The organism is Bradyrhizobium sp. (assembly GCF_016213215.1).
GTDB lineage: Bacteria > Pseudomonadota > Alphaproteobacteria > Rhizobiales > Xanthobacteraceae > Bradyrhizobium.
This window is the reverse complement of the sequence record NZ_JACRAW010000002.1, coordinates 25,551-50,667: the sequence shown is the minus strand read 5'-3', so window position 1 is coordinate 50,667 and position 25,117 is coordinate 25,551. Positions and strand designations below refer to the sequence as shown.

The window sequence follows — 25,117 nt, the reverse complement described above, 5'->3', positions numbered from 1 at the left end:
ATCCCGCTAGAGGACATCGACTGATGCCAGCGGCGCACCATCCGGACCATACAAATGCGTCGCGCACGCCAGGCAAGGATCAAAACTGTGGATGGTGCGCAGGACTTCCAGCGGGCGCTCGGGATCCACCATCGGCGTGCCGAGAAGCGCGGCCTCGTAGGCGCCTATGTTGCCTTTCGGATCGCGCGATGAAGCGTTCCAGGTCGACGGCACCACGCACTGGTAGTTGGCGATCTTCTGATCCCTGATGACGATCCAGTGCCCCAGCGCGCCACGTGGCGCCTCGCAACTGCCGACGCCTTTGGCCAGGGTCGGCCAAGTCTTCGGCTCCCATTTCTCGGTGTTGGCGGTATTGATGTCGCCGTTGCGGATATTGGCAAACAGATCATCGACGGTTTCGACCAGACGCGCCGCCGCCCATTGCGCCTCAAGACCGCGCGCCGCGGTGCGACCCAGCGTGGAAAACAGCGCGGTCAAGGGAACATCGAGCTTGCGCAGCGCTCCATCGACCAATTCCTTGATGTCTTTGCGCCCGGCGACATAGGCGATCACCAAACGGGCGAGCGGGCCGACTTCCATCGCCTCCCCCTTGTAACGCGGCGCCTTCACATAACTGTACTTCTCGGATTCATCGACATTGATCAGGCGGTCCTGCTCGATTTTGCCTTTGGAGCCGAGGCGGAAATCGCATTCCGTTACGCCGTCCCAGGGATGAAGGCCCTCGTTGCCTGAGGGGTATTTGTACCAGGCATGAGACGCGAATTCCTGGACCTGGGCAGGGTCCTTCAGGTCGACCTCGTGCAGCCTGGACAGATCGCCGCCCAGAATAGCACCGCGCGGCATGCCCAGATTGTCGTTGGACGAGTTGTTCGCATGCGAGGGAAACTCACCGTAGGACATCAGGTTTTTCGACGACAAGCCTCCGCCGATCGCAGCCCAATCCTTGTAGAACGACGCGATGGCCAGCAGGTCGGGAATATAGACCTGGTCGATGAACTCGCGGGTCCTGTTCGCGATCTCCCGCACCATATTGAGACGTTCTATGTTCAGAGCGCCCACGGCGCCGGTGCCGTGCACGTTGATCGCGCATGGCACGCCGCCTACCAGCCAGTGCGGATGCGGGTTCTTGCCGCCGAGGATGGCGTGAATCTTGACGATCTCGCGTTGGAAATCGAGCGCCTCAAGATAATGCGCCACCGCCATAAGGTTGGCTTCAGGCGGCAGTTTGTACGCCGCATGCCCCCAATAGCCATTGCGGAACGGCCCCAATTGCCCGGAGCCTACGAAGTTCGTCAATTTCGTTTGCACGTCCTTGAAATAGCCGGCCGACGACTTCGACCACGAGGAGATCGACTGCGCCAGCGCCGCCGTCTCGACCGGACTGGCGCGCAGCGCCGAAAGGACATCGACCCAATCGAGCGCATGCAGATGGTAGAAGTGCACCAGATGGTCCTGCGCGTAGAGCGTCAGCATCATGATATTGCGGATCAGGTTGGCATTTTGCGGCAACTCTATCCCAAGGGCATCTTCAACCGAACGAACGCTGGCAATGGCATGCACGCCGGTGCAAACGCCACAGATGCGCTGGACGAACGCCCAGGCATCGCGCGGGTCGCGCCCCTGAAGGATGACCTCGAGCCCGCGCCACATCGCACCCACGGAAACAGCGTTCCGGATGACGTTCTTGTCGTCGACATTGAGTTCGATACGCAAATGCCCTTCGATGCGCGTGATCGGATCGATGGCAACGCGACGGCTTGTTTCCTCAAGAACAAAACCGTTGGGAGTTGTTCGGCTCATGACCTGTTGTCCGTTTCATTGCTGCGCGGATGCCCGGTGTCCTCTTCCTTTCCCGAACTCCTTTCGGCAACGCTCTTGATGGCGCTGATGGCGGCGTGCACAGCGACTGCAGCCCCAAGACCGACGACTGCCCCCAACCCGATCTTGTCCGCGGTTGACTCGATGCCAAACTGATGCAGATGCGGCAATCTCTCGTAAAATGGACCGCGATCCCAGAAACCATCCTCCGAACAACCGATGCAGCCATGGCCGGACTTGATCGGAAAGGAAAGTCCGTCATTCCAGCCGATCGTGGAGCAGGCGTTGTATGTCGTCGGACCGCGGCATCCCATTTTGTACAGGCAATAGCCGAGCCGAGCGCCTTCGTCGTCCCATGACTCGACAAACTGACCGGCGTCGAAATGGGCGCGGCGATAACACTTGTCGTGGATGCGCTGGCCATAGAACATTCTGGGGCGCAACTTGGTGTCGAGTTCGGGCAGACGGTCGAACGCCAGAATGTAGGTCAGGATACCCGTCATAACCTCGGCAATCGGCGGACATCCCGGCACGTTGATGACAGGAACATGCTTGACCAGCTTGTAGATCGGCGTGGATTGCGAAGGGTTGGGTTTGGCCGCCTGCACGCAACCGAAGGAAGCGCATGTGCCCCATGAGATGATGGCGCGGGCGTTGCGCGCTGTTTCGTTCAGGACCTTATGGAACGGACGTCCGCCGACGATACAGTTCCACCCGTTGTTGGCGAGCGGGACGTTTCCTTCAACGGCAAGAATATAGCTGCCTTTGCAGTCGCGCATGATCTCATCGACGATGGACTCCGCCTGCGTGCCCGAAGCCGCCATGATCGTGTCGTCGTAATCGAGGGAAATCATCGACAGCACGACATCCGAAACCTGTGGATGGCTGGAACGGATGAAGCTCTCCGAACAGCAGGTGCATTCGTGCCCGTGCAGCCACAAAACCGGAATGCGCGGCTTGGTCTCCAGGGCGCGTGCGACTGTCGCCCAACCTGTCGGCCCCAGGCCCAGCATCATGGCCATGACCGAACAGAAGCCCAGAAAATCGCGCCGCGGAATGCCGCGCGCGGCGATAACATCGGCGGTCGTCGCAACAATGCGCGAAGGCGGACGATCAATCGCATCTGCCATACGTTCCTCCTGGGGGCTCAACTCTTGCGCACTTCGCCGAGAAATTCGCGGACGGTCTTCTGCATGGTCGACGCCTCCTTGCCGAGCTGCTCGATCACGCTGCCCATCTCCACGGATTTGTTGCCGACGTCGGCAGCCTGGGCAGACAATCGCAACATACTTTCGGCCACGGCATCATTGCTTCGGGCCGCCTCGCCAATGTTTCTGGCAATTCCGCCGGCCACAGCAGACTGCTCCTCGACCGCGGAGGCGATGCTGGCGACGATTGAATCGGCCTTAGTCACCGTTTCTGCGACCTCCTTCAGCGCCGACACAGACGCAAACGTCTTGCTCTGGATTTGCTGAACCTGCCCGCCGATGTCCTGCGTTGCCTTGGCTGTTTGTCCGGCAAGCACCTTCACCTCGTTGGCAACGACGGCAAAGCCTCTTCCTGCCGCCCCCGCGCGCTGCGCCTCGATGGAGGCATTCAGAGCCAGGAGATCTGTTTGCCCGGCGATTTGTTCGATCATGGCGACAATCTCACCAATTCTTTGTGCCGCCGTGGACAACTCTCCCATCGTCTTGTCCAACGCCGAAATGCCATCGACTGCATTTCGGGTAATCGCCGTCGACTCCTCCACGCGGCTGGCGATTTCCTGAATGGAGGCATTCAGCTGTTCGGTGGCTTCCGCTACGTCGCGAACGTTGTTCGTGGCCGTTTGCGCGGCATGGGTAACTTCTTCGGTTTCCTTGCCCGTCCTTTCCGCGAGAACACGCACATCGCCAGCCGTCTCGCGCACATTGGCCACGGCGTTATCGACGATGTTCAGGAGTTTGTCGGAAGACACTCCAAAGGAGTCGGTCAACTCGGCACGCCGCGCACCTTGCGCGATGATGGCCTGGTCGGCGGCCCGCTTGGAGAATTCCAGTTCGTCCGCGTGGATCATGCTTTGGCGGAAGGTTTCCACCGTGCGCGCCATATTGCCGATTTCGTCTTTCTTGTTGGTATAGGGAACGACAATTTGCTTGTTGCCGTCGGCAAGGCGCTGCATCGCCTCCATGGACAGACGTATGGGGACAACCACCCGGAAGCGCGTGAACCACAAATAGAACAGCGACAGCAGAATGAGGAAAACGGCGGAAAACCCCATGACGCTGCCGACGGTCGAGCCCAGTTTCCACACGGAATCCTCGACAAGCTCAGCCCCGTCGTGGCGCTCGGCTTTCAAACTGTCGGCGATCTGCGTCAGTGCCTCACGCATTTTTCCGCCATCGACGGTTTCGTTCTTCGCGTTCGACGTCAAAACTCTTTGATAAGCGTCGACGGTATCCATGATCGCCAGCAAAGCCTTTCTCTCGGCCTCCTTCGGGCGAGCGCCGAGCCATGCCGGCTGCAGCGACTTTATATGCTGGATATCCTCCATCACCTTGGCACGCATGGCCTCGTCGCCACCGCGCCAGGCATCCCAGTGCTGGATGAACCCCCCGTAGCCGAGATAGCCGCGCAATGACGCGAACAAGTCGATCCGCCGTCCCAGGCCGGTGTCGAAATCACGCCAAACGACCGAGATGGTAGAGACGTTTCTCATCGTCACGCCGACTGCAAGGATGCCGACCACGAGCAGCAGCGCCGTGAGTGCCGTGATGATCTTGCTGACCGTTGCAAGCTTGACGTTGTCGAAAACCCGAAAACATCGCGCGAACGGCCTTGCCGAAGGCGTTCAGTTCGTTCCCGCCGGCAAAGGCGCGGGAAGCAGAAGGAAAATTGTAGGACATGGAAACACGGAATGCGGAGGGAGAGTGAGACTCACGTTTGGTGACACAACAGCGCGTTCCGGTGCGTGGCGCAAGCGCAGCAACTGTCGAGAGTGTCACGCTCTGCGAACGACAACGCTTCTCGATCTGATTGTAGCGTGACGACGCGAACTGATGCTTCACCTCAGGAGAGCGCGGCGTCGACGTTGGTCTCCGCAATCTCGCGGGCGCCTGGGTCGATCGGCCCGGCGGATCACGACAAGGAACACCACGGGTGCCGCTGTCCAAATGCGAGCGAGTGTCGTCAACGATCCACAAGACGCAGCAGGCGAACGGTCCTAGGTAGAAGTACGGACCGTTCCTTTAACTTCTGGATACCGCTGTACGGCACAGTTGATGTTCAAGCGCGCGAATCACTTCTGGTTGAATCGGCCCCAGGGTCTTCGTGGTCTTCGATCCATCCATATCACGGGGGACTTAGGATGGTTTTTGGCATTCGTGAACGACTCTATGGAGCGGTTCTGGCCTTTGCAGTCGGACTAGCCGCCGTTGTTGTGACGCTTCTTCATTTTGAGAACGACTCACTGACAGACCTCCGCCACGAAGAACTGAAAGCGCTGGTCGAGAGCGCCAGGGGCATCATTGTCGAGCAGCACGCCCGGGCCGAGAGCAAAGAGGTAAGCAGGGAAGACGCGCAAAAGCGCGCAATGGAGCTGATCGGGAAACTCCGCTATCGGGGGGACAATTACTTCTGGATCAACGACATGCAACCGCGAATGGTCATGCATCCGATGAAGCCGGAAATGAACGGCCAGGATCTCTCCACCTACAAGGATCCAAACGGAAAAGCCCTTTTCGTGGAATTCGTAAAGGTCGCCAAGGCTCAAGGCCAGGGCGTCGTCGATTACATGTGGCCGAAGCCGGGTCGCGATCACCCGGTTGACAAGAGTTCGTTCGTTTCACTGTTCGAACCGTGGGGCTGGGTTATCGGAACCGGGGTCTACAATGACGACCTCGCAGTCGAGCGTAACCGCGCAGCGAAGATTGCCTTCATCGTCAGCGCGATCGTTCTGTTCTTTGTCGCGGGGTCGGCATTCATATCCGTTCGGGACATTACCGTGCGCTTGAACGCGCTGAAAACAGCCGTGTTGCGCCTTGCCGATGGCCAGTTCGACATCGCTCTGCCCGGGCTGGGAAGGCGCGACGAGATCGGCCAGATCGCGGCCGCCGTCGAAACGTCAAAGACGAAAGCGATGGAACGCGGAAGGCTGGAGTCGGAGCGTGCGGAAGCCGAGCGCGCAAAAAGCCGCGACGAGCACAACGCGCGCATCGAGGGATCAATCGAACAATTCAGAAAATCCATCGAGGCCTCGCTCGAGCGTGTTCGAGCCAATGCCTCGAACATGCAGACTGTGGCCGAGCGGATCAACAAAGCCTCGCAGGGAGCCTCTTCGCAGTCGATCAAGGCGAACGACGCCTCCGAGCATGCATCACAGAATGTGCATGCTGTAGCGGCAGCGGCAGAAGAACTATCCGCGTCGATCGATGAGATCAGCCGCCAGATCGGTCAGGCCAGCGACATCGTCCAGACGGCGGACGTCAAGGCTCGGGAATCCCTCCAGCAGATGGAGGGGCTTGTACAGGCGAGCGACAAGATCGGGACCGTCATCACCCTCATTCAGGCGATTGCGGAGCAGACAAACCTGCTGGCGTTGAACGCCACGATTGAGGCCGCCAGAGCCGGCGACGCCGGTCGCGGGTTTTCAGTGGTCGCGCAGGAAGTCAAATCACTGGCAAGTCAGACGGCCAAGGCGACGGCCGAGATTTCCGGGCATATCACCGAAATCCAGAACTCCACTGCGGCTGCAGTCGGCGTGGTTCGCGATATCGGCACGGCAATGCGCGAGATCAACCAGTTGACTGCGACCGTTGCCGGTTCCGTAAGAGAGCAGGCAAGCGCGACCGTGGAAATCTCGCAGAACGCCCAATCTGCTGCCCGCGGAAACGAAGAACTGGCGAAGAACGTCGGGAGCGCCAAAGCCCTGATCACGGATACGTCCGACGCTTCCAAACTGGTGCTTGGCAGTTCCGAGTCGCTTACCGGCGAGGCCGATGTTCTTGCCCAGGAAGTACGAAAATTCTTCGTCAACTTGCGTGAAGGCCCTCTGGATCGCCGCAAGCATCATGATCCAAATTATCACGGGCCCGAGCGGCGCCATAGCGGGCATGGTGTGACCCGGGCCGCCTGATTGCCGTTAAGCAGGATCGATCGTGCGAGCGCACCTTCATGGGGGTGCTTGCGGCCCGGGAGTTCGCAAGGGCGTCGGCGCGTCGACGACGGGTGGGGCAGCGAACAGCCTTATCAGCCGCCGAACTGGTTGTGGTTCGACAGCTTCACCGCCACGGGGGGCGAGCAGCTGACCACGCGAGGGCTTCCTTCGGCATGGGAGCCGGCCCGGATCAGCGTCTCGAGCACCAGGAAGAACTTCTCGGTGAGCATGCGCGTCACCCTCATTGGTGATAGCCCCCTTGAAAGTCGAGGCGCCGCAAGCCGAAATTCAATCAAGCAGATGAGAGCGAGGATCTGCACTGCCGCAGGCGCGGCAGCTTGGTCGTGAGGCAGCGAAACATCGGCCTAGACGAACGCCAATGCGACGAGTCCCGAGCAGAGCAGGACGAGCCCGCCTGCGGTCAAAGCCAGAAATCCGTCGGACACCAGATCATGGTTGCGCATGGTACACCTGCCGCTTTCGCCCGCGATGCTCGTTCGACTTATCGAAAAAATTCAGGAACAAGCTCAATTGAAAGTGGTGATGCGTGCCGCAGCTCGGGGCATTCACGCCCTCGAGCGATACCCTTCAAGCGCGTGGGCCAGGAAGATCCCTGCGCTAACCAGGCCCATCAGTGCTGAAACCGTCTCAATCATCGCGAACTTCCGTTGCGCCCCTCGATCGCGAGCAAACGCGTACAGCCTTGCACAGTCAAAAGGATTCGGTTGCCCCGCCGCGCAATCGGGGAGGAGTGAGGATTTCCCGCAACAGGCCTGTCTGAAACTGGGACAGGCGAGGGTGCTTGGTGCGATCGCGTCGGCGGCATCCGAGGCCGGCAGACGGGGCAAGGTTGCGAACCATTGGTTTACCATGGCCAGGTCATCCCCATTTCCGCCGTCTTCGCGATGCGATATCTTCACATTCCCAAGCGGTGGTGGGCCGCATTGGGACAGGCCCGGCGAAGCCTCGAAGTGGGCGTACATCCGGGGGAATGGTATCTGGGGCGAATGGGGATTCTGCGGACATATGCGGTTTGGCGGGCAGCGCGCGGCGTTGCTGTGATCGCCGCTTGTCTGTCGCTGGCCAATTGCGCTTCCTCGGGGAAATTCGCCAGCCGCGTTGATCCCAAGTATGGCGTTTCGTCCAGCCCGCGCGTCGTGGCCTGGGGCGAACCGGTTCCCAAGGGCGGCGGCACTTATCGCATCGGCAAGCCCTACATGGTTGCCGGGCGGACCTACGTGCCGGAGGAAGACACGAACTATCGCGCGGAGGGGCAGGCCTCCTGGTATGGCGACGACTTCCACGGGCGCCTCACCGCCAACGGCGAAGTCTTCGACATGGGCGCGCTCACCGCGGCCCATCCGACCCTGCCGATGCCGAGCTACGCGCGCGTTACCAATGTCGCTAACGGCAAATCGCTGATCGTGCGCGTCAACGATCGCGGGCCCTATCACGGCAACCGTCTCATCGACGTTTCCAACAAGGCCGCCGAACTTCTTGATTTCAAAGGCAATGGCGTGGCCCGGGTGCGCGTCGAATATGTCGGCCGCGCACCGCTCGAAGGCTCCGACGATCGCCAGTTGTTGGCGACTTTGCGCACCGGCGTGCCGGCGCCGGCGCCTTCGATGGTTCGCGTCGCCTCCGCCCACTCGTTCGTGCCGGATCTGCCGGCCGCCGGCCGCCCGATTCGGGGCGAGATCCCGCTTCCATCGGGCAGACCGTACAGCCTCGGCAATACCACCGTCGACGTCGCCTCGATCAATGCGACCTCGGAAATGTCGGCTTCCGGCCGCGCCCGCTCGAGGGGACGGACCTTGGACAACCCGCGCTCCGTTTCCTACGAGAGCGACGCAGGACGTGCGTCCGATGCCGCGCCGGTGTCGGCTTTCGCGCCATCCGAGTCGCGCAGCCAGAGCGAGCTGTTGAGCGGCCGCGGCCTTTACTGAGCTCCGCTGACTAAGCTCAGGTCGAGTTGTCCTTGAGGAACTTGACCAGCGCCGCATTCACCTCGTCGGGCCGCTCCTGCTGGACCCAATGGCCGGCGCCCTCGATGATCAGCTTCTGCTTCAGATTGGTCAGGACGCGGTCCAGTTGGTTGACGGCCTTGGCGCCGATCAGGCCGGTGATGACGGCGTCCCTCGATCCGGCGATGAACAGCGAAGGCTGACCGATCTGGGCGTCCTGCCACGGCGCGGTCAGTTCCCAATTGCGGTCGATGTTGCGATACCAGTTCAGACCGCCGCGGAAACCGGATTTCCGGTAGGCGGCGACGAAATGGGCGAGGTCGGCTTCGCTCAGCCATTCCGGCAGCGGGCCATCCGCGGTCGCGTCCCCGATAAAGCCTTTGCCGTCCTTGACGAACAGGCCGGAAACGGGATCGGAAAGGCCACGCCCGACCAGGAGCACCCGCATGGAGCGCGCGATGTCGCGCTCGAACTCGGCTTCGGCAATGCCCGGCTCCTGAAAGTACTGCCAGTAGAAATTGGTGATGCCGGTCTGGCGCAGCACATCGAGCGGACGCCCGCGACCGCGGAACGGCGGCGGCACGCTGAGGCCGGCCACGGCCGTAAAGATGTCGGGCCGGAACAGTGCTGCATGCCAGGCGACCGGCGCGCCCCAATCGTGGCCGACAATCATGGCGCGCTTTTCGCCGAGCGCGCCCACCAGCGCGACCATGTCGCCGACGGTGTGGAAAATCGAATAGGCCGCGATATCGGCGGGCGCCGTGGTCTGGCCGAAGCCGCGCATATCGGGCGCGACGACGCGGAAGCCGGCGGCCGCCAGGGCGGGTATCTGGTGGCGCCAGGAATGGGATAGTTCCGGCCAGCCATGACACAGCAGGACGAGCGGACCCTGTCCCTCTTCGCGAACGAAGATCTCGATGCCGTTGGCTGCAATGCTACGTGAGGAGGACATCGCTTTTCCGCCTTGTTTCAGGAGCTTGGTCGAAAATCGTAAGGTGCCACGATAGGGGTGTCCGGCACATGTCGCAACCTTCGGCTATGCTGCGAAAGCCCCGTGTTGTTTGCGTATGGCCCAACTGTTAGAACGCCGCACTCAGGGCTTCGCCAATGGCATTCGACCTCTCTCCGATCCGCCGTACCCGGCTCACGGCTGGGCTTTTGGCGCGCGGGATGATCGCGCTCGCGCTTGCCGCGTGCATCGGCTCGGCCGGAGTGCTCCATGCCGCCAATCAGAGCGTGCAGGGCGGCAAAAAGGAAGAGGGCGGCTTCGACGGAGATGCGCCGACCGCGATCCTGATCGAGGCTTCCAGCGGCGGCGTGCTGTTCGAGAAGAACGCCGACGAGCTGCGCGCGCCCTCCAGCATGATGAAGCTGATGACGGCGGAAGTCATCTTCAATGCCCTCAAGAAGGGCGACATCAAGCTGACCGACGAGTATCGGATCAGCGAAAACGCCTGGCGCAGGGGAGGGGCGCCTTCCGGCGGCTCGACCATGTTTGCCGCGATCAACAGCAAGGTTTCCGTCGACGACCTCCTCCACGGGGCGATCATCCAGAGCGGTAACGATGCCTGCATGGCGCTCGCCGAAGGCATGGCCGGCAACGAGCGCATCTTCGCGTCCGACTTCATGACCAAGCGCGCCCGCGAACTGGGATTGGCGAAGTCGACCTTCGCCAATGCCAGCGGCCTGCCCGATCCCGGCAACAAGATGACGGTCCGCGAGCTTGGCATGCTCGCCCGCCACCTCATCCTGGCCTATCCCGAATTCTACAAGCTGTTCGGGGAGAAGGAGTTCACCTGGAACAAGATCCGGCAGCAGAACCGCAACCCGCTGCTCAACGCGATCGAGGGCGCCGACGGGCTCAAGACCGGCTACACCAAGGAGGGCGGCTACGGCATGGTCGGCTCGGTCGTGCAGAACGGCACGCGGCTTATCGTCGTGGTCAACGGCCTGGATGATCCCGACGATCGCGCCTCCGAAGCCAAGAAGATGCTCGAATGGGGCTTTCGCAACTTCGAGACCCGCACGCTGATTCCGGCCAACCAGGTCGTCGGTTACGCCAGGGTGTTCGGCGGCGAGGCCCGCTCGGTCAAGCTGGCGAGCCGCGAGCCGGTCAAAGTGATGGTGCAGAAGAACGGCAATGACAAATTGATCGCGCGCGTCGTCTACACCGGCCCGGTGCGCGCGCCGATCGAGGCCGGCCAGCAGATCGGCGTGGTCCGGGTGTGGCGGGGCTCCAATGTCGCGGTGGAGACACCGGTCCATGCGGTGGAGGCGGTAGGCGCCGGTTCGACCATGCGGCGGGCGTTCGATGGCGTGACTGAGCTCGTCATCGGGGCCTTCCGCGCAGGCGCCGAGAAGCTCTGATATGGGCGAGGTACAGGCCAAGCGGCCGTCCGGACGCGGACGCTTCATCACCTTTGAGGGCGGGGAGGGGTCCGGAAAGTCGACCCAGATCAAGATGCTCGCCGAGCGGCTCAGTGCCGCCAAGCTCAGGACCCTCGTCACCCGCGAACCGGGCGGCTCGCCGGGCGCGGAGATCATGCGGCACCTCGTCCTGTCGGGCATGGGCAAGCTGCTGGGGCCCGACGCCGAGACGCTGCTGTTTGCCGCCGCGCGCGACGACCACGTCCGCACAGTGATCCAGCCCGCGCTCAGCCAGGGCACCTGGGTGTTGTGCGACCGCTTCTTCGATTCGACGCGCGCCTATCAGGGCAGCCTCGGCAGCGTCCCGATGGGCGTCATCAAGGCGATGCAGCGCGTCACCATCGGCGACCTGAAACCGGACCTCACCATCATTTTGGATGTGCCGGTCGAGGTCGGCTTGAAGCGCGCGGCCGAGCGGCGGGGCAACGGCACCCCGGACCGGTTCGAAGGCGAGAACCTGCGGTTCCACGAAGAGCTCCGGCAAGCCTATCGCCAGATCGCCGCAGAGGATCAGCAGCGTTGCGTGCTGATCGACGCCAACGCCGACCCGGAGACGGTCGCCGCCCGCGTCTGGAAGGCATTGCGCGACCATGTCTTTACGCTGCCAACATCGGCTCCAACGGCATGAGCGCGCGCCAGACCGAACGAGAGGTCTCCATCCCCCATCCGCGCGAGACGAGCGCCCTGTTCGGCCATCGCGAGGCGGAGACGGCCCTGCTCAACGCCTATCGCAGCGGGCGCATTCCGCATGCCTGGCTGATCGGGGGACCGCAGGGCATCGGCAAGGCGACTCTGGCCTATCGCATGGCGCGTTTCGTGCTCGCGCATGGCGACCCGCTTGCCCCAGGCGTCAAGCGCGCCGAGACCCTGTGGGTCGATCCCTCTGATGCGGTTGCGCGCCAGGTGGCGGCCGGCTCGCATGGCGGGCTGCTCGCGCTGGAGCGCACAGTGAACGAGCGCGGTGTGCTGCGGACCGTGATCACGGTCGACGAAACGCGGGAGACGATCGCATTCTTCGGCTCGACCGCGGCGGCGGAGGGCTGGCGGGTCTGCATCGTCGACACCGTCGACGAGCTCAATCCGAACGCGGCGAACGCGCTCTTGAAGATTCTTGAGGAACCGCCGCAGCGATCGTTGTTTCTCCTGGTCAGTCATGCCCCGGCGCGGGTGCTTGCGACGATTCAATCGCGCTGCCGGAAGCTGCGATTGCGGCCGCTGGCGACCAGTGGTGTGATCCGCGCAGCTTCCGAAGCCGCCGGCCTCGCACCCGACGATCCCGACCTCGCGCAAGCCGCCGCGTCCTCCGAAGGCAGCGTCGCGCGCGCGTTGACGCTGCTCGGCGGCGACGCCCTGACTCTGCAGCAGCGTATATCCGCGCTGCTGGCCGGCCTGCCGCGTGTCGATCCGCGCGAGCTGCACGCCCTTGGCGATGCGCTCGGCGGCAGCGATCGCGCGGCCCTCGCCACCTTCATCGACAGCATTGATCGCTGGATGGCCGAGCGGCTGCGATCCGAGGAGGCCGATGTCAATGCAAGTCTGCCGCGCCTTGCACGGCTGGCGGAGGTATGGGAAAAGATCGTTCGCGCCGCGCGCGATACCGAGACGTACAATCTGGAACGAAAACCGCTGGTTTTTTCGGTGTTTGGGATGCTCGCCGAAGCGACGCGCTGACGCTGTATCCGCATCATTATTTCCGAAGATCGAGCCGTAGAGGAATTTGTGGTGGCGACGCCAAAGAAAACTGTCAAACGCAAGAGCCAAAAGAAGTCGCGCAAGGGCGCAAGCGCCGCCGCGAAGGCCGCGGCCAGGAAGCGCACCGTCAAGAAGGGGGCGAAGAAGGGCGCGAAAAAGTCGGCGCGCGTCGCCAGGAGAACCAGTAAGAGCACCGGTAAGAGCACCAGGAAGGCGAAGGCCAGAAAAAGCGTCAGGAAGACCACCACGAAAACGGCCAAGAAATCGGCGAAGAAATCGGCCAAGAAATCGGTCACCAAGCCGGCGTCGAGGAAGAAAACCAGGAAGCTGGCGAACAAAGCCGTCAGCAAGGCGAGGACGCCTGCGCCGGTGATCGAAGCTACCGTGCCGCCCGCGCCCAAGAAAGAAAAGGCGCCAGCCAAGGTGAAGGCCAAGGCGCGGCCGACTCCCGTGACGGCAACAGCCCCGCAGACTGCAGCACCGGCGCCCGCGCCCGCGCCTGCGCGCAACAGCTTCTACATCACCACCGCCATCGCCTATCCGAACGGCACGCCGCATATCGGTCACGCCTATGAGGCGATCGCGACCGATGCAATCGCGCGCTTTGCGCGGCTGGACGGCAAGGACGTGTTCTTCCTGACCGGCACCGACGAGCACGGCCTGAAGATGATTCAGACCGCCGCCAGTGAAGGCATGACACCCGCGGAACTTGCCGCTCGCAATGCCGGCCGCTTCAAGGAAATGGACGAGCGGCTGAATGTCTCCTTCGACCGCTTCATCCGCACCACCGAGGAGCAGCACCACCGTTCGGTCCAGGAAATCTGGCGCCGCATGGAGGCCAACGGCGACATCTATCTCGACAGCTATTCCGGCTGGTACTCGGTGCGCGACGAGGCCTATTACGCCGAAGACGAGACCAGGGTGAACGAGGACGGCGTGCGCCTCGGCCCGCAGGGCTCGCCGGTAGAGTGGGTCGAGGAGAAGAGCTATTTCTTCCGGCTCTCGGCCTACCAGGACAAGCTGCTGGCGCTTTATGAGCGGGCGGATTTCATCGGTCCGGAGTCGCGCAGGAACGAGGTGATCAGCTTCGTGAAGAGCGGCCTGCGCGACCTCTCGGTTTCGCGCACCACGTTCGATTGGGGCATCAAGGTGCCCGGCGAGCCAGAGCACGTGATGTATGTCTGGGTCGATGCGCTCACCAACTACATCACCGGCGTCGGTTTCCCCGACGAGAACGATCCCAACTGGCGCTACTGGCCGGCGGACGTCCACATCATCGGCAAGGACATCATCCGCTTCCACGCCGTATACTGGCCGGCGTTCCTGATGTCGGCCGGCGTTCCGGTGCCACGGCGCGTCTTCGCCCATGGCTTCCTGTTCAACCGGGGCGAGAAGATGTCGAAGTCGGTCGGCAACGTTGTCGACCCGTTCAATCTCGCCGACCAGTACGGCGTCGACCAGATGCGCTATTTCTTCCTGCGCGAGGTGCCGTTCGGGCAGGACGGCAACTACAATCACGAAGCCATCGTCGCGCGCATCAATGCCGATCTTGCCAACGACCTCGGCAATCTTGCCCAGCGCTCGCTGTCGATGATCGCCAAGCAGCTCGGCGGCGTGCTGCCGGAGCCGGGTGAATTCAGCGAGAACGACAAGAACATGCTGGAGCAGGCAGACGACATGATCGCGCTGGCGCGCGAAGCGATGACGACGCAGCAGATCCATCAATATCTGAACGCGGTCTGGGCCGTGGTGGCGGAAGCCAACCGCTATTTCGCGGGCGAGGCGCCATGGGCTCTGGCGAAAACCGATCCGGCTCGCCAGAAGACGGTCCTTTACGTGACGGCTGAAGTGGTGCGTCAGATCGCGATCTTGACCCAGCCGGTGATGCCGGCGGCCTCGGCGAAATTGCTTGACAGCCTCGGCATCCCGGCGGACGAACGCAGCTTCGCCAGGCTCGGCGGCGAAAGGCGCATTGCGCCCGGCACCGCATTGCCGGCACCGTCAGCGGTGTTCCCCCGTTATGTCGAGCCGAATGCGGCGTGAGCACAGAGATCCATGCTCGTCGACAGTCATTGCCATCTTGATTTTCCCGATTTCGCCGCTGATCTTGATCAGCTCGTCGCGCGCGCGGCGTCGGCCGGCGTCGGCCGCATGGTCACGATCTCGACCAGGGTGCGGCGGCTGAACGAGCTCATCGCGATCGTCGAGCGTTTCGACAACGTCTATTGCTCGGTCGGCACGCATCCCCATCACGCCGACGAGGAAGACGGCATCTTGCCTGACGAGTTGATCGCGCTGACCCGGCATCCCAAGGTGGTTGCGCTCGGCGAAGCCGGGCTCGACAGGTTCTACGAACACGGCTCGCCGGCGGCGCAGGAGCGGGGCTTCCGCGCCCACATTGCGGCAGCGCGCGCCACCGGGCTGCCGCTCGTCATTCACACCCGCGAGGCGGATGAGGAGTGCGGCCGCATCCTTGAAGAGGAGATGGGCAAAGGATCGTTTCGCGCGGTGCTGCATTGTTACACCGGCGGGCGGGAACTGGCGATGAAAGCGATCTCCCTGGGACTGTCGATTTCGTTCACCGGCATTCTGACCTTCAAGAAATCGGACAGCCTGCGCGCCCTGGCGGCAGAATTGCCGGCCGACCGCATCCTGGTGGAAACCGACTCGCCGTACCTTGCGCCTGGCAAGTTCCGCGGCCAGCGCAACGAGCCTGCCTATGTCGTTGAGGTCGCCAGGGTGCTGGCCGAGACGAGAGGCGTGTCGCTCGAAGAGATCTCGCGCCAGACCACGGAGAATTTCTTCCGCCTGTTCTCCAAGGTGCCAGCCCCGAAAGGGGTTGCATGACGCTGACATTGACGATCCTCGGCTGCGGCTCCTCGGCCGGCGTACCGCGCCCGGCGCTCGGTTGGGGCGCCTGCGATCCGAACAATCCGAAGAACCGCCGGCGCCGCTGCTCGCTGTTGGCGGAAAAGACTGCCGGGCACGGCACCACGCGCATCATCATCGACACCTCGCCCGATCTGCGCGAGCAGCTGATCGACGCTCACGTCGATCACATCGATGCGGTGTTCCTGACGCATGAGCATGCCGACCAGACCCACGGCATGGACGATCTGCGCTCGGTCGTGATCCACATGCGCAAGCGCATCCCGGTCTATTTCAATCTGTCGACCGCGAAAGACGTGATGGCGCGGTTTTCCTATTGCTTCGTCTCGCCGGAAGGCAGCGATTACCCGCCCATTCTTGTCCGCCATTCGATCGAATCGGGCGAGACCCGGACGATCGTTGGAAGAGGCGGCGAGGTGAAGACAACGGCGTTCACTGTGCAACACGGCCAGATCCCCGCGCTCGGCTTTCGCATTGGCGACGCCGCCTATACGCCCGATCTCAACGATATTCCGCCCGAGAGCTGGGGTGCGCTGGAAGATCTGGACCTCTGGATCGTCGACGGGCTGCGCTATACCAGCCATCCCAGCCATTTCAGCATCGACGACGCGCTGTCCTGGATCGAGCGCTTCAAGCCGCGTCGCGCCATCATCACCAACATGGCGGCGGACGTCGACTACGAGACGCTGCGCCACAAGCTGCCGCCGCACGTCGTGCCCGCTTATGACGGCATGCGGCTGACGATCGGCTAACCGGCCTCGATCTCCGACTATGTAACGATCGCCTTGGCTGACCCGACCTGATCGCGCAGCATGAACTTCTGGATCTTGCCGGTCGAGGTCTTCGGGATCGGTCCGAATACCACCGCTTTCGGCGTCTTGAAACCGGAGAGGTGACCTCGGCAATAGGCGATGATTTCCTCCTCGGTCGCCTTGGCACCTTCCTTCAGTTCGATGAAGGCGCACGGCACCTCGCCCCATTTGGGATCGGGCTTTGCCACAACGGCCGCGAAAAGCACGGCCGGGTGCTTGTACAGGACGTCTTCGACCTCGACGGACGAGATGTTCTCGCCGCCGGAGATGATGATGTCCTTGGAACGGTCCTTGATGATGACGTAGCCGTGCTCGTCGACGACGCCGAGATCGCCGGTGTGAAACCAGCCTCCGGCGAAGGCCTCCCTGGTCGCTTTCTCGTTCTTCAGATAACCCTTCATGACGATATTGCCGCGGAACATGACCTCGCCAATGGTCTCGCCGTCGCGTGGCACCTCGCGCATGGTCTCGGGATCGAGCACGGTCACGGCTTCCTGCAGGGGGTAGGGAACGCCCTGCCGTCGCTTCAGCCTTGCGCGCTCGTGCGCAGGCAGGTCATCCCATCCCGGTTGCTCGGCGCAAACGGAAGCGGGGCCATAGACCTCGGTCAGCCCATAGACATGACAGAGCTTGATGCCGATGCTTTCGGCGCCCTCGAGCACGGCAACCGGCGGTGCCGCGCCGGCGATCAGGCCAACCACGCTCCTTGCGGCGTTGCCCTTCGGGGCGTCGGGCGCATTGATCAGCGTGTTGTAGACGATCGGCGCGCCGCACATGTGGGTGACGCCGTGCTTCTTGATCAGCTCGAAGATCTTGGTCGGCTCGACCTTGCGCAGGCAGACATTGACGCCCGCGGCGGCAGCCAACGTCCAGGGGAAGCACCAGCCGTTGCAGTGAAACATCGGCAGCGTCCACAGATAGACCGGGTGCTGGCCGAGATTGGCCGCGAGGATATTGCTGACCGCGTTGAGGTAGGCGCCGCGGTGATGGGTGACGACGCCCTTGGGATTGCCTGTCGTGCCCGAGGTGTAGCCCAGAGCGATCGCATCCCACTCGTCCCTGGGCAGGATCGAGGTGAAATCGGCGTCGCCTTGCGCGACCGCAGCTTCATATTCGATCTGGCCGATCGGCCTGCCACCGACAAACGAGGCATCGTCGACATCAATCACGAACGGCTTCGGCCCCTTCATCTGGCTCAGCGCATCCGTGATCACGCCGGCGAATTCAGGATCGACCAGGATGATCCTGGCGCCGCCATGGTCGAGCTGGAAGGCAATGGAGGGCGCATCTAGGCGGATGTTGAGCGCATTCAGCACCGCGCCCGCCATAGGCACTGCGAAATGCAGTTCGGCCATCGCCGGCACGTTGGGTAGCATCGCCGCAACCGTGTCGCCGATGCCGATGCCCTTGGCAGCAAGGTAGGAGGCAAAGCGCCGGCAGCGCGTATAGGTCTCGGCCCAGGTGAAGCTGCGGCCCTCGTAGACCGAGCTGACATGGTTCGGATAGACGGCGGCGCTGCGCGCCAGAAAGCTCAAGGGCGTCAGCGGCACGTAGTTCGCCGGATTCTTGTCCAGGCCGATATTGTAATGGTTTTCACGCATCGGCTTCCTCCCGCTTTTTTTGAACCTTACAGGAACCCGATCGAAATCCACGGAAATACCGCGACGATGATCAGTCCCACGAGCAGCGCCAGCAGATAGCCCCAAATCGGCCTGATGCCTTCGGCCGGATCGACCCTCCCGATGGCGCAGGCCGCATAATAGCCCACTCCAAACGGGGGGGCGAATAGCCCGATGCCCATGGCGAGAATGACGATCATCGCGTAATGGACCTCGTGCACGCCTACGGCGCGGGCGATCGGGAACAGCAGTGGTCCGAACAGCACGATCGCGGGGATGCCTTCCAGCACGCTGCCGAGGATCGTGAACGCCACGATCGAAACCGCGATGAAAGTCGCCGCACCGCCGGGCAGCCCGGTCATCGCGGCCGCGAGCGAGCGGGAGAAGCCGGACTGGGTCAGGCCCCAGGCCATTCCGGTGGCGCAGCCGATAATCAGCAGGATGGCGCCTGAAAGCGCCGCGGTTTCCACCAGCATCGGCAGCAGCCGGCGCCAATCGAAGCGGCGGTAGACCAGGATTCCGACGACGATGCCATAGACGATGCCGATGGTGGAGACTTCCGTCGCGGTCGCAATGCCTTCGACCACCGCGTAGCGGATCACGAAGGGAAGGGCGAGCGCGGGCAGGGCGATGATGAAGGTTCTTCCAACCTCGCCTGCGCTGGCGCGCCGGACATGGCTGAGATTCTCGTCGCGATAGCGCCACCAGATCAGGGCCGAGAGCGTGATCGCCAGCACGATGCCCGGCAGAAGGCCGCCGGTGAACAGCGCGGCAATGGATACGCCCGTAACCGAGCCGATGGTGATCAGCACGAGACTGGGCGGAATGGTCTCGGTCTGCGCGCCGGTCGCCGCCAAAAGCGCAACCAGGTCGCCGGGGCGGGCGCCACGCTGCTTCATTTCCGGAAACAGGACCGGCGCCACGGCCGCCATATCGGCGGCCTTCGAGCCTGATATGCCCGACACCAGGTACATGGCGCCGACGAGCACGTAATGCAGCCCGCCGCGCACATGACCGAGCAGGTTCGCCAGAAACGCCACCATGGCCCGCGCCATGCCGGTCATTTCGATCAAGAGCCCCAGGAATACGAACAGCGGCACCGAGAGCAGGATGAGGTGGCTCATGCCTTCATCCATGCGCCCGATCAGGACCATGACCGGCGTATGCGTCGTCAGGGCCAGATAGCCGAAAATCGCCAGCCCGAACGCGAACGCAATCGGCACGCCGGCAAACACCGTAAAGCCGACCACGCCGACGAAAAAGATGATGAGGTTGAGGTTGCCGAGCGGCCGCAGGTATGGCTGCCCGAGCCAGAACAGGCCGATTACGACGACAACCGACAGGAGCGCGCCCGCAACCAGCCGATAGTCGCTGCTCCGTGCCAGCCGCAGCACGGCAAAAAGTGCCATGAAACAGATGCCGACCGGCAATGCGGCGGCGCGCCACCAGTTCGGGATCTGCAGCGCCGGCGTCGTGATGAAGCTTTCCTCGTAGGCGTATTCGTAGGACGGCCACACGATGAGGAGCAGGAAGGCAAGCGCCGCGCAGGTTGCGACCACGTCGAGATAGGCCCGTAGCGCAGGTCTTGCACTCGCGACGACGGCGGTCATGCGCATGTGCTCGGAACGACGGAACGCCACCGCAGCGCCAAGCATCGCGAGCCACAGGAAAAGGATGGACGCGAGCTCATCCGACCAGATCAGCGGTCGATGCAGGCCATAGCGCGCCACAACGCCCGCGAACAGGATCACGATCTCCGCGACGACCAGGATCGCCGCGGGGATCTCGACCACGAGGCCCAGGATGGACTCAAGCAAACCCGTAAGGGAAGGCGGGCGAGGGGACTGAACGGCCACCTCGCCCACTTCGATTTCGGTTATCTCCACGCGAGCCATGACGGCCCCCGCCGGCGGTCTACGACAGTTTGCCGACGGCCTTTTCCAGAATCTCCCAGGCCTGATCGCCGTACTTGCCCTTCCATTCGGCGTAGAAACCGGCCGAGCGCAGCTTGTCGCGGAACGGGGCGGTGTTGGGCTGATTGAAGATCAGGCCTTTGCCGGCCAGTTCCTGCTGCAGGTTGGCGTTCAGCTTGGCGACATCGGCGCGTTCATTGACGCCGGCGGCGTTGATGTTCCTGGCGACGATGGCGCGGACGTCCTCGGGCAATTTTTCCCACGCGCGGCGATTGGCCAGGAACCAGAAGCCGTCCCACATGTGATTGGTCAACGAGCAGTACTTCTGGACTTCATAGAGCTTGGCGGTCGAAATGATTGCCAGCGGATTTTCCTGGCCTTCGACGATCTTGGTCTGCAGCGCCGAATAGACTTCGGCGAAATTGATCGAAGCGGGCGCGGCATCGAATGCCTTGAACATCGAGGTCCACAGCGGCGACACCGGAACGCGGATCTTGAAGCCCTTGAGATCCTCAGGCCCGTTGATCGGCTTGGTCGACGAGGTGGTCTGCCGGAAGCCGTTGTCCCAGATCCTGTCCATCACCTCGAGGCCGGACTTCTTGATCTCGCCGCGGATATAGGCGCCGAGTTCGCCGTCCATGGCCTTCCAGACCGTGTCGTAGTCCGGGAACGCGAAACCGATGCCGTTGATCGAGGCCGCCGGCACCAGCGTAGCCAGGATCAGGCCAGACAGCGTGAAGAACTCGACGCCGCCGGAGCGGATCTGGCTCAACATGTCGGTATCCGATCCGAGCTGGTTGTTCGGAAAGATCTGCAGGTCGAAGCGCCCGTTGGTGTCCTTCTTGATCGCGGCGGCCATTTCCTTGGCGCGCGCGTTCATCGGATGGCTGTCGGGCAGATTGTTGGCGTATTTGTACGTGAACTCGGCGCTCTGGGCGCGCGCCACGTAAGGCGCGCCGATGCCGCCCAGCAGCGCGGACGCGGCGGAGGCCTTCAGAAGAGTGCGACGGGAAAAGCTCATCTTGTTTGCTCCCAGGAAGAATTGTCCGTTTCTTGTGAGACGCCAATCTCGACGGACGTCCTTTGCCGGAGCCGGGTCATGTGCGATCTCGCGAGATGCCGCTTATTGCAGCCGATAGCGGCTGCGGCAATACCGGTTTGAGGCTAGGCGACGAGAATGCGCATGCGAGCTGAGGCTGCCGGCAAGATAGTTCGGCAAGCCTCGACGAATGCGCGTCCGCTGATACGCTGCGGCAGGAATTTGAGCTAAATAGCTGATCCAGCTATGGGAATATATATTCCATAATATACCTTATGCGAATTCCGTATTTGGACATAGGCGAAGCGGCGAACACTGGCCACGACCTCTAGCGCCCTATTCGATCCAACGCCCCCATGAGGTCGGCGCGGATGTCCTCGTAGTCTTCGAGGCCGATCGACAGGCGGATCAGACCGTCGGTAAAGCCGTGACTGGAGCGCTCATCAGGATCATAGGTCGCGTGCGTCATGCTGGCCGGATGTTGAACGAGCGTTTCCGCGTCGCCCAGGCTGACTGCGCGCGTCGCAAGCTGGACCCCGTCCATGAAGGCTCGTCCCGCGGCCAATCCCCCTCTCAATTCAAGCGCGATCATACCACCCATCGCACGCATCTGACGACGCGCAACGGCCTTCTGCGGATGGCTGTCGAGGCCCGGATAGTAGACGCGCTCGACGTTTGGATGGCCCTCGAGGTCAACGGCCAGCCTTTCCGCCGTTGAGCAATGCCGGTCCATGCGCAGATTGAGCGTCTTGAGTCCCCTCAGGATCAGGAACGCGTCGAACGCAGAGATGCAAGCGCCATTGAGCTCCTTGATCCCCGTAAAGCGGAACTGTTCGATGTGCGCCTTGCTGGCAACAACCGCGCCCGCGATTAGATCACCATGGCCGCCGAGATACTTGGTCGCGGAATGTACGACGATGTCGGCGCCAAGCGTGATCGGACGCTGCAAATACGGTGTGCAATACGTGTTATCGACGACCAGCAGCACTCCTGATTTCCGACAGATCTCAGCGATGTCCGCTATGTCAATGATCCGCATGTTCGGGTTGGACGGCGTCTCGGTGATGACCATCCTCGTACGCGGGCCAATCGCCGCCTTGAGCTTGGAGGGGTCGGTCAGATCGGCAAACAGCACCTTCACACCAAAGCGGCCGATGTGATGTTCAAGAAGACCGAACGTACAGCCGTAGAGCATTATATCCGCAACGATCTCATCGCCGCTCTTGAGCAGCGTCCAAATGACCGCCGTCAACGCCCCCATGCCGGACGAAGTTGCAAGAGCCGCCTCGCCCTCTTCAAGTGCCGCCAACCGAGTCTCGAGAATAGAGACAGTAGGATTTCCGACGCGGCTGTAGATGTAGCCTTCCGCCTTGCCGGCGAAGCGGGCACTTCCCGTGTCGGCACTGTCAAATGCGTAGGTCGACGTCAGGAAGACTGGAGGATTCAGCGCACCGTGGTAGCTGAGCGGGTCGTAGCCTTCGTGAATGGCACGAGTCGCAAACCCTCGGGCTTTGGCTTTTTCTTGCATAACGAGCTCCCTTTCCGGGGAGCATATAGCTGAAGTGCCGCCATGAATCTTGTGCCGAAGGCCAAAGATCCGCGGATCGAAACATCGGCAGTCCGCAGTTGCGACTCCGTTTCAGCTTGTGCTGACCTCATGAGGACGGACGAAGACCGGCCCGCATTCGCTCAAGATCCATTCCGATATTGGCCCGGCAAACCTGTCCGGAGCCCGCCGTCAGAACCAACATCGAGAGCGGCTCGCCGAGCGGTCAGCATGTCGAACAAGGGCGCAAGCGCTCCGACCTATTTGCTAGTCTTGAAGAAGGTGAACGTCTCCTCTGGGATTTCCTTGAGCACGATCTTCTTGGCGCCGTTCAACCAGCTATAGCTGCCCGTCTTGGTATCGTACTCCTGTCGCTTTTTCGCGCTCAGTTTTTTCGGGCTCGCCCAATGATTGGCCCCACCGGTGGGATCGGTCTTCTCAGGATTCGGATCGTCCAGGCGTTCGCGGACTGCATCCAGGCTCTCCGCGACACTCTTGATGTACTGAACCGGATCGCCTTCCTTCGGATCGTCAAACCGAATGTTGCTGCGGGTGAAATAACTGATCTCTGCGCCCCTGGGCGGCCGCAGTTCGCCGCCGGTCAGATTCAGATAGGCGTAGGCCAGGCACTTCTTTACATAGGGGTCCTGCCCCCTGGCCTCGTTCATGACCACGTCGGCGATCAATTCGACCTTCTCCGGGTCGCTGCGGCCGTGGATCGCTGCCGCATGAGCCTTTGCGAGCCCCGTCGCCGCTTCCTCGCAGTTCGCGCGGCTGCGCCGGGCCACTTCGACCTCCGCCTCGGCTCTCTTGATCTGCCCCTCGTCATGCCTGGCTTCGTCGCCTTCGAGACGCTTGAGAGCATCGAGGTCCTTCTTGTGCTGAACGGCCTTTGCTTGGAGGGCGGCGTAAAGCTCGCCGTAGCGTTCCTTGAGCGCTCCAAGCGTCGCGGCTTCTTCGTCGGTAAGCTTGCCTTTGTTTTCCAGCGCTTTGCGTTTGGCCTTTATCTCCGCAAACTCCGCGCTTTCTTCGTCATAGGCTTTAATTCGGGACAAGGCTTCGTCCCGCCCGTGGACGCGCTTCTGTAGAGCCGCGAGCTTCTTGTCCAAGTGCTCGGCCGCGTCCTCAGTGTGCGTGGCGAGCCAATCGGTGTAGTGCCCGTAGCCACGCTTGGCGCACATCGAGCAGAGCGACCGATTGACCGGATCATCAACGACCTTGTTATCCCCGAGGATCTGCGTGCCGTCCGGACAGTCGTCCTGGTTGTGGTAGACTGCCGGATCCTCGTGCGTCCTGGTGAAATAGGGTGCAGTTCGAGCCATGGCGCGCCTCCTATGGCAAGTATCGCGCAACGGATCTATCTGGCGTTGATTTTGATCAAGCCGCGTCGCGCTGGTTGCGCAGTGGCGTTTCCTTCAGGCGTGAGCGGCCCTAAGGACAAATGCCCCAAGCTGCTCTTCGGGCTTCTGGGCGGCATGAGCGTGCGGCCACCGCCAACGCGGCGAACGCGTGATCCGGCCGACGCTAACCGCGCCCCGCCTGGGGCCAATAACGACAGCGGCTCATCGGCCTGCGCCTTCAATTTGTTCCAGGGCGATGTGCAGGAACTCCTTCAGTTTCTGAGCCACATCTTGCTCGGAAATGCCTTTGGCAGACAGATCCTTCGAAACCTTCCGCAGGGTTTCATCAGTTGTTTGGGATTCCAGGTTGGCCGTGACGAGCCCGTTAGCGTAGACCGCAGCCGCCTCCCCCGACAGTCCGAGCTGGGCTGCCGCCCAGTTGCCCAGCAATTTGTTACAGCGCGCCATCACCTTGAATCTCAGCTCTTCGTCGTGCGCGAATTTCGCCTCAAAACCTTGTTCACGCTTGTCAAACAGGGTCATGACTTCACTCCCGTTGCCATACGATACCAAAGTGTATTCCTTCGATGCGTGGATGAGCCCGCCTTGCTAACTACCCGGAACGGTCATGCACCGGCCCGTGAGTTGGTATTGTCCGCGCACCATACCAGCATGAGATGCCATCGGACCGCCAGTATGGCCGACGGCCCTCTTCCTGGAATTGCTCTTGTCGGCTGATGCTCCATCGCAGCGGCAGCAGATCCAGCAGGCTCTCCGCCTTCCCGGTCACCGCGGGAACAAGCGGAGCCTCGGCGCCTGCTTGGCAAGGTAGCGGGCGAATGGCGCATCCGCCTCATCCGCACGCTGGAGGTCGCCTGGGGAATCCCTCTTGTTGGCGGGCTTGGCCATCACCTTCGCTGGTCG

The 25,117-nt window shown here is 62.2% G+C and carries 19 protein-coding genes; 8 read left to right on the top strand and 11 right to left on the bottom strand.

Annotated features, from left to right (window positions below; translation table 11 throughout):
- Positions 1-6 precede the first annotated feature (6 nt).
- Genes HY852_RS00295 through HY852_RS00285 form a run of 3 tightly spaced genes read right to left on the bottom strand, consistent with a single transcriptional unit; the run spans position 7 to position 4,546 of the window.
- Positions 7-1,800 carry a nickel-dependent hydrogenase large subunit gene (locus tag HY852_RS00295; protein WP_291601541.1) on the bottom strand — a complete coding sequence of 598 codons (1,794 nt, stop codon included), beginning with the start codon at positions 1,798-1,800 and terminating at the stop codon, positions 7-9.
- Positions 1,797-2,948, bottom strand: coding sequence for a hydrogenase small subunit (locus HY852_RS00290; protein ID WP_291601539.1), 1,152 nt, complete (start codon positions 2,946-2,948; stop codon positions 1,797-1,799). Before HY852_RS00290 ends, HY852_RS00295 begins: the two co-directional genes overlap by 4 nt.
- Before the next feature lie 17 nt (positions 2,949-2,965).
- Positions 2,966-4,546 carry a methyl-accepting chemotaxis protein gene (locus HY852_RS00285; protein ID WP_291601537.1) on the bottom strand — a complete coding sequence of 527 codons (1,581 nt, stop codon included), beginning with the start codon at positions 4,544-4,546 and terminating at the stop codon, positions 2,966-2,968.
- 618 nt (positions 4,547-5,164) lie between these two features.
- Between HY852_RS00285 and HY852_RS00280 the strand changes: the two genes are divergently transcribed.
- The gene (locus HY852_RS00280; RefSeq protein WP_291601535.1) at positions 5,165-6,931 is read left to right on the top strand and encodes a methyl-accepting chemotaxis protein; all 1,767 of its coding nucleotides are present in this window, start codon (positions 5,165-5,167) and stop codon (positions 6,929-6,931) included.
- Positions 6,932-7,044: 113 nt separating this feature from the next.
- Here the strand turns inward: HY852_RS00280 and HY852_RS00275 are convergent, their stop codons facing one another.
- Complete coding sequence (locus HY852_RS00275) at positions 7,045-7,182, bottom strand: hypothetical protein (RefSeq protein ID WP_291601533.1); 138 nt, start codon at positions 7,180-7,182, stop codon at positions 7,045-7,047.
- Between the two features lie 777 nt (positions 7,183-7,959).
- Here HY852_RS00275 and HY852_RS00270 point away from each other — a divergent pair.
- Positions 7,960-8,898, top strand: coding sequence for a septal ring lytic transglycosylase RlpA family protein (locus HY852_RS00270; protein ID WP_291601531.1), 939 nt, complete (start codon positions 7,960-7,962; stop codon positions 8,896-8,898).
- A gap of 16 nt (positions 8,899-8,914) precedes the next feature.
- Here the strand turns inward: HY852_RS00270 and HY852_RS00265 are convergent, their stop codons facing one another.
- The gene (locus tag HY852_RS00265) at positions 8,915-9,868 is read right to left on the bottom strand and encodes an alpha/beta hydrolase (RefSeq protein WP_291601529.1); all 954 of its coding nucleotides are present in this window, start codon (positions 9,866-9,868) and stop codon (positions 8,915-8,917) included.
- 155 nt (positions 9,869-10,023) lie between these two features.
- Here HY852_RS00265 and HY852_RS00260 point away from each other — a divergent pair, with 155 nt between their 5' ends.
- From HY852_RS00260 to HY852_RS00235, 6 genes are read left to right on the top strand one after another with little or no spacing between them, the layout of a single operon-like run.
- Positions 10,024-11,283, top strand: coding sequence for a D-alanyl-D-alanine carboxypeptidase family protein (locus HY852_RS00260; RefSeq protein WP_291601525.1), 1,260 nt, complete (start codon positions 10,024-10,026; stop codon positions 11,281-11,283).
- Position 11,284: 1 nt separating this feature from the next.
- Positions 11,285-11,971 carry a dTMP kinase gene (gene tmk / locus HY852_RS00255; RefSeq protein ID WP_291601523.1) on the top strand — a complete coding sequence of 229 codons (687 nt, stop codon included), beginning with the start codon at positions 11,285-11,287 and terminating at the stop codon, positions 11,969-11,971.
- Positions 11,968-13,014 (top strand): DNA polymerase III subunit delta', encoded by a 1,047-nt coding sequence (locus HY852_RS00250; RefSeq protein WP_291601522.1) that lies wholly within the window; start codon positions 11,968-11,970, stop codon positions 13,012-13,014. Before tmk ends, HY852_RS00250 begins: the two co-directional genes overlap by 4 nt.
- Before the next feature lie 48 nt (positions 13,015-13,062).
- Positions 13,063-15,078 (top strand): methionine--tRNA ligase, encoded by a 2,016-nt coding sequence (gene metG / locus HY852_RS00245; RefSeq protein WP_291601520.1) that lies wholly within the window; start codon positions 13,063-13,065, stop codon positions 15,076-15,078.
- 12 nt (positions 15,079-15,090) lie between these two features.
- Positions 15,091-15,882 carry a TatD family hydrolase gene (locus HY852_RS00240; RefSeq protein WP_291601518.1) on the top strand — a complete coding sequence of 264 codons (792 nt, stop codon included), beginning with the start codon at positions 15,091-15,093 and terminating at the stop codon, positions 15,880-15,882.
- Positions 15,879-16,676, top strand: a complete 798-nt coding sequence (locus HY852_RS00235; RefSeq protein ID WP_291601517.1) for an MBL fold metallo-hydrolase — start codon at positions 15,879-15,881, stop codon at positions 16,674-16,676. The genes HY852_RS00240 and HY852_RS00235 overlap by 4 nt, the downstream gene beginning before the upstream one ends.
- 17 nt (positions 16,677-16,693) lie before the next feature.
- Here the strand turns inward: HY852_RS00235 and HY852_RS00230 are convergent, their stop codons facing one another.
- The 6 genes from HY852_RS00230 to HY852_RS00205 form a co-directional block, all read right to left on the bottom strand.
- Positions 16,694-18,337: an acyl-CoA synthetase gene (locus tag HY852_RS00230; protein WP_291601514.1), complete on the bottom strand. Its 1,644-nt coding sequence runs from the start codon at positions 18,335-18,337 to the stop codon at positions 16,694-16,696.
- Positions 18,338-18,363: 26 nt separating this feature from the next.
- The gene (locus tag HY852_RS00225) at positions 18,364-20,250 is read right to left on the bottom strand and encodes a TRAP transporter large permease subunit (RefSeq protein ID WP_291601512.1); all 1,887 of its coding nucleotides are present in this window, start codon (positions 20,248-20,250) and stop codon (positions 18,364-18,366) included.
- A 19-nt stretch (positions 20,251-20,269) separates the two neighbouring features.
- Positions 20,270-21,289: a TRAP transporter substrate-binding protein gene (locus tag HY852_RS00220; protein ID WP_291601510.1), complete on the bottom strand. Its 1,020-nt coding sequence runs from the start codon at positions 21,287-21,289 to the stop codon at positions 20,270-20,272.
- Positions 21,290-21,635: 346 nt separating this feature from the next.
- Positions 21,636-22,835: a methionine gamma-lyase gene (gene megL, locus HY852_RS00215; RefSeq protein WP_291601508.1), complete on the bottom strand. Its 1,200-nt coding sequence runs from the start codon at positions 22,833-22,835 to the stop codon at positions 21,636-21,638.
- Positions 22,836-23,113: 278 nt separating this feature from the next.
- Positions 23,114-24,205 carry a hypothetical protein gene (locus HY852_RS00210; RefSeq protein ID WP_291601506.1) on the bottom strand — a complete coding sequence of 364 codons (1,092 nt, stop codon included), beginning with the start codon at positions 24,203-24,205 and terminating at the stop codon, positions 23,114-23,116.
- Between the two features lie 210 nt (positions 24,206-24,415).
- Positions 24,416-24,736 carry a DUF1476 domain-containing protein gene (locus HY852_RS00205; RefSeq protein WP_291601504.1) on the bottom strand — a complete coding sequence of 107 codons (321 nt, stop codon included), beginning with the start codon at positions 24,734-24,736 and terminating at the stop codon, positions 24,416-24,418.
- Between the last annotated feature and the right edge of the window lie 381 nt (positions 24,737-25,117).

Coding starts and splice junctions, on each gene's coding strand:
- HY852_RS00235 (WP_291601517.1), top strand. CDS start 15,879: ATGACGCTGACATTGACGATCCTCGGCTGCGGCTCCTCGGCCGGCGTA.
- HY852_RS00250 (WP_291601522.1), top strand. CDS start 11,968: ATGAGCGCGCGCCAGACCGAACGAGAGGTCTCCATCCCCCATCCGCGC.
- HY852_RS00230 (WP_291601514.1), bottom strand. CDS start 18,337: ATGCGTGAAAACCATTACAATATCGGCCTGGACAAGAATCCGGCGAAC.
- HY852_RS00225 (WP_291601512.1), bottom strand. CDS start 20,250: ATGGCTCGCGTGGAGATAACCGAAATCGAAGTGGGCGAGGTGGCCGTT.
- HY852_RS00265 (WP_291601529.1), bottom strand. CDS start 9,868: ATGTCCTCCTCACGTAGCATTGCAGCCAACGGCATCGAGATCTTCGTT.
- megL (WP_291601508.1), bottom strand. CDS start 22,835: ATGCAAGAAAAAGCCAAAGCCCGAGGGTTTGCGACTCGTGCCATTCAC.
- HY852_RS00290 (WP_291601539.1), bottom strand. CDS start 2,948: ATGGCAGATGCGATTGATCGTCCGCCTTCGCGCATTGTTGCGACGACC.
- HY852_RS00205 (WP_291601504.1), bottom strand. CDS start 24,736: ATGACCCTGTTTGACAAGCGTGAACAAGGTTTTGAGGCGAAATTCGCG.
- HY852_RS00280 (WP_291601535.1), top strand. CDS start 5,165: ATGGTTTTTGGCATTCGTGAACGACTCTATGGAGCGGTTCTGGCCTTT.
- HY852_RS00270 (WP_291601531.1), top strand. CDS start 7,960: ATGGGGATTCTGCGGACATATGCGGTTTGGCGGGCAGCGCGCGGCGTT.
- HY852_RS00260 (WP_291601525.1), top strand. CDS start 10,024: ATGGCATTCGACCTCTCTCCGATCCGCCGTACCCGGCTCACGGCTGGG.
- HY852_RS00295 (WP_291601541.1), bottom strand. CDS start 1,800: ATGAGCCGAACAACTCCCAACGGTTTTGTTCTTGAGGAAACAAGCCGT.
- HY852_RS00275 (WP_291601533.1), bottom strand. CDS start 7,182: ATGCTCACCGAGAAGTTCTTCCTGGTGCTCGAGACGCTGATCCGGGCC.
- tmk (WP_291601523.1), top strand. CDS start 11,285: ATGGGCGAGGTACAGGCCAAGCGGCCGTCCGGACGCGGACGCTTCATC.
- HY852_RS00220 (WP_291601510.1), bottom strand. CDS start 21,289: ATGAGCTTTTCCCGTCGCACTCTTCTGAAGGCCTCCGCCGCGTCCGCG.
- HY852_RS00240 (WP_291601518.1), top strand. CDS start 15,091: ATGCTCGTCGACAGTCATTGCCATCTTGATTTTCCCGATTTCGCCGCT.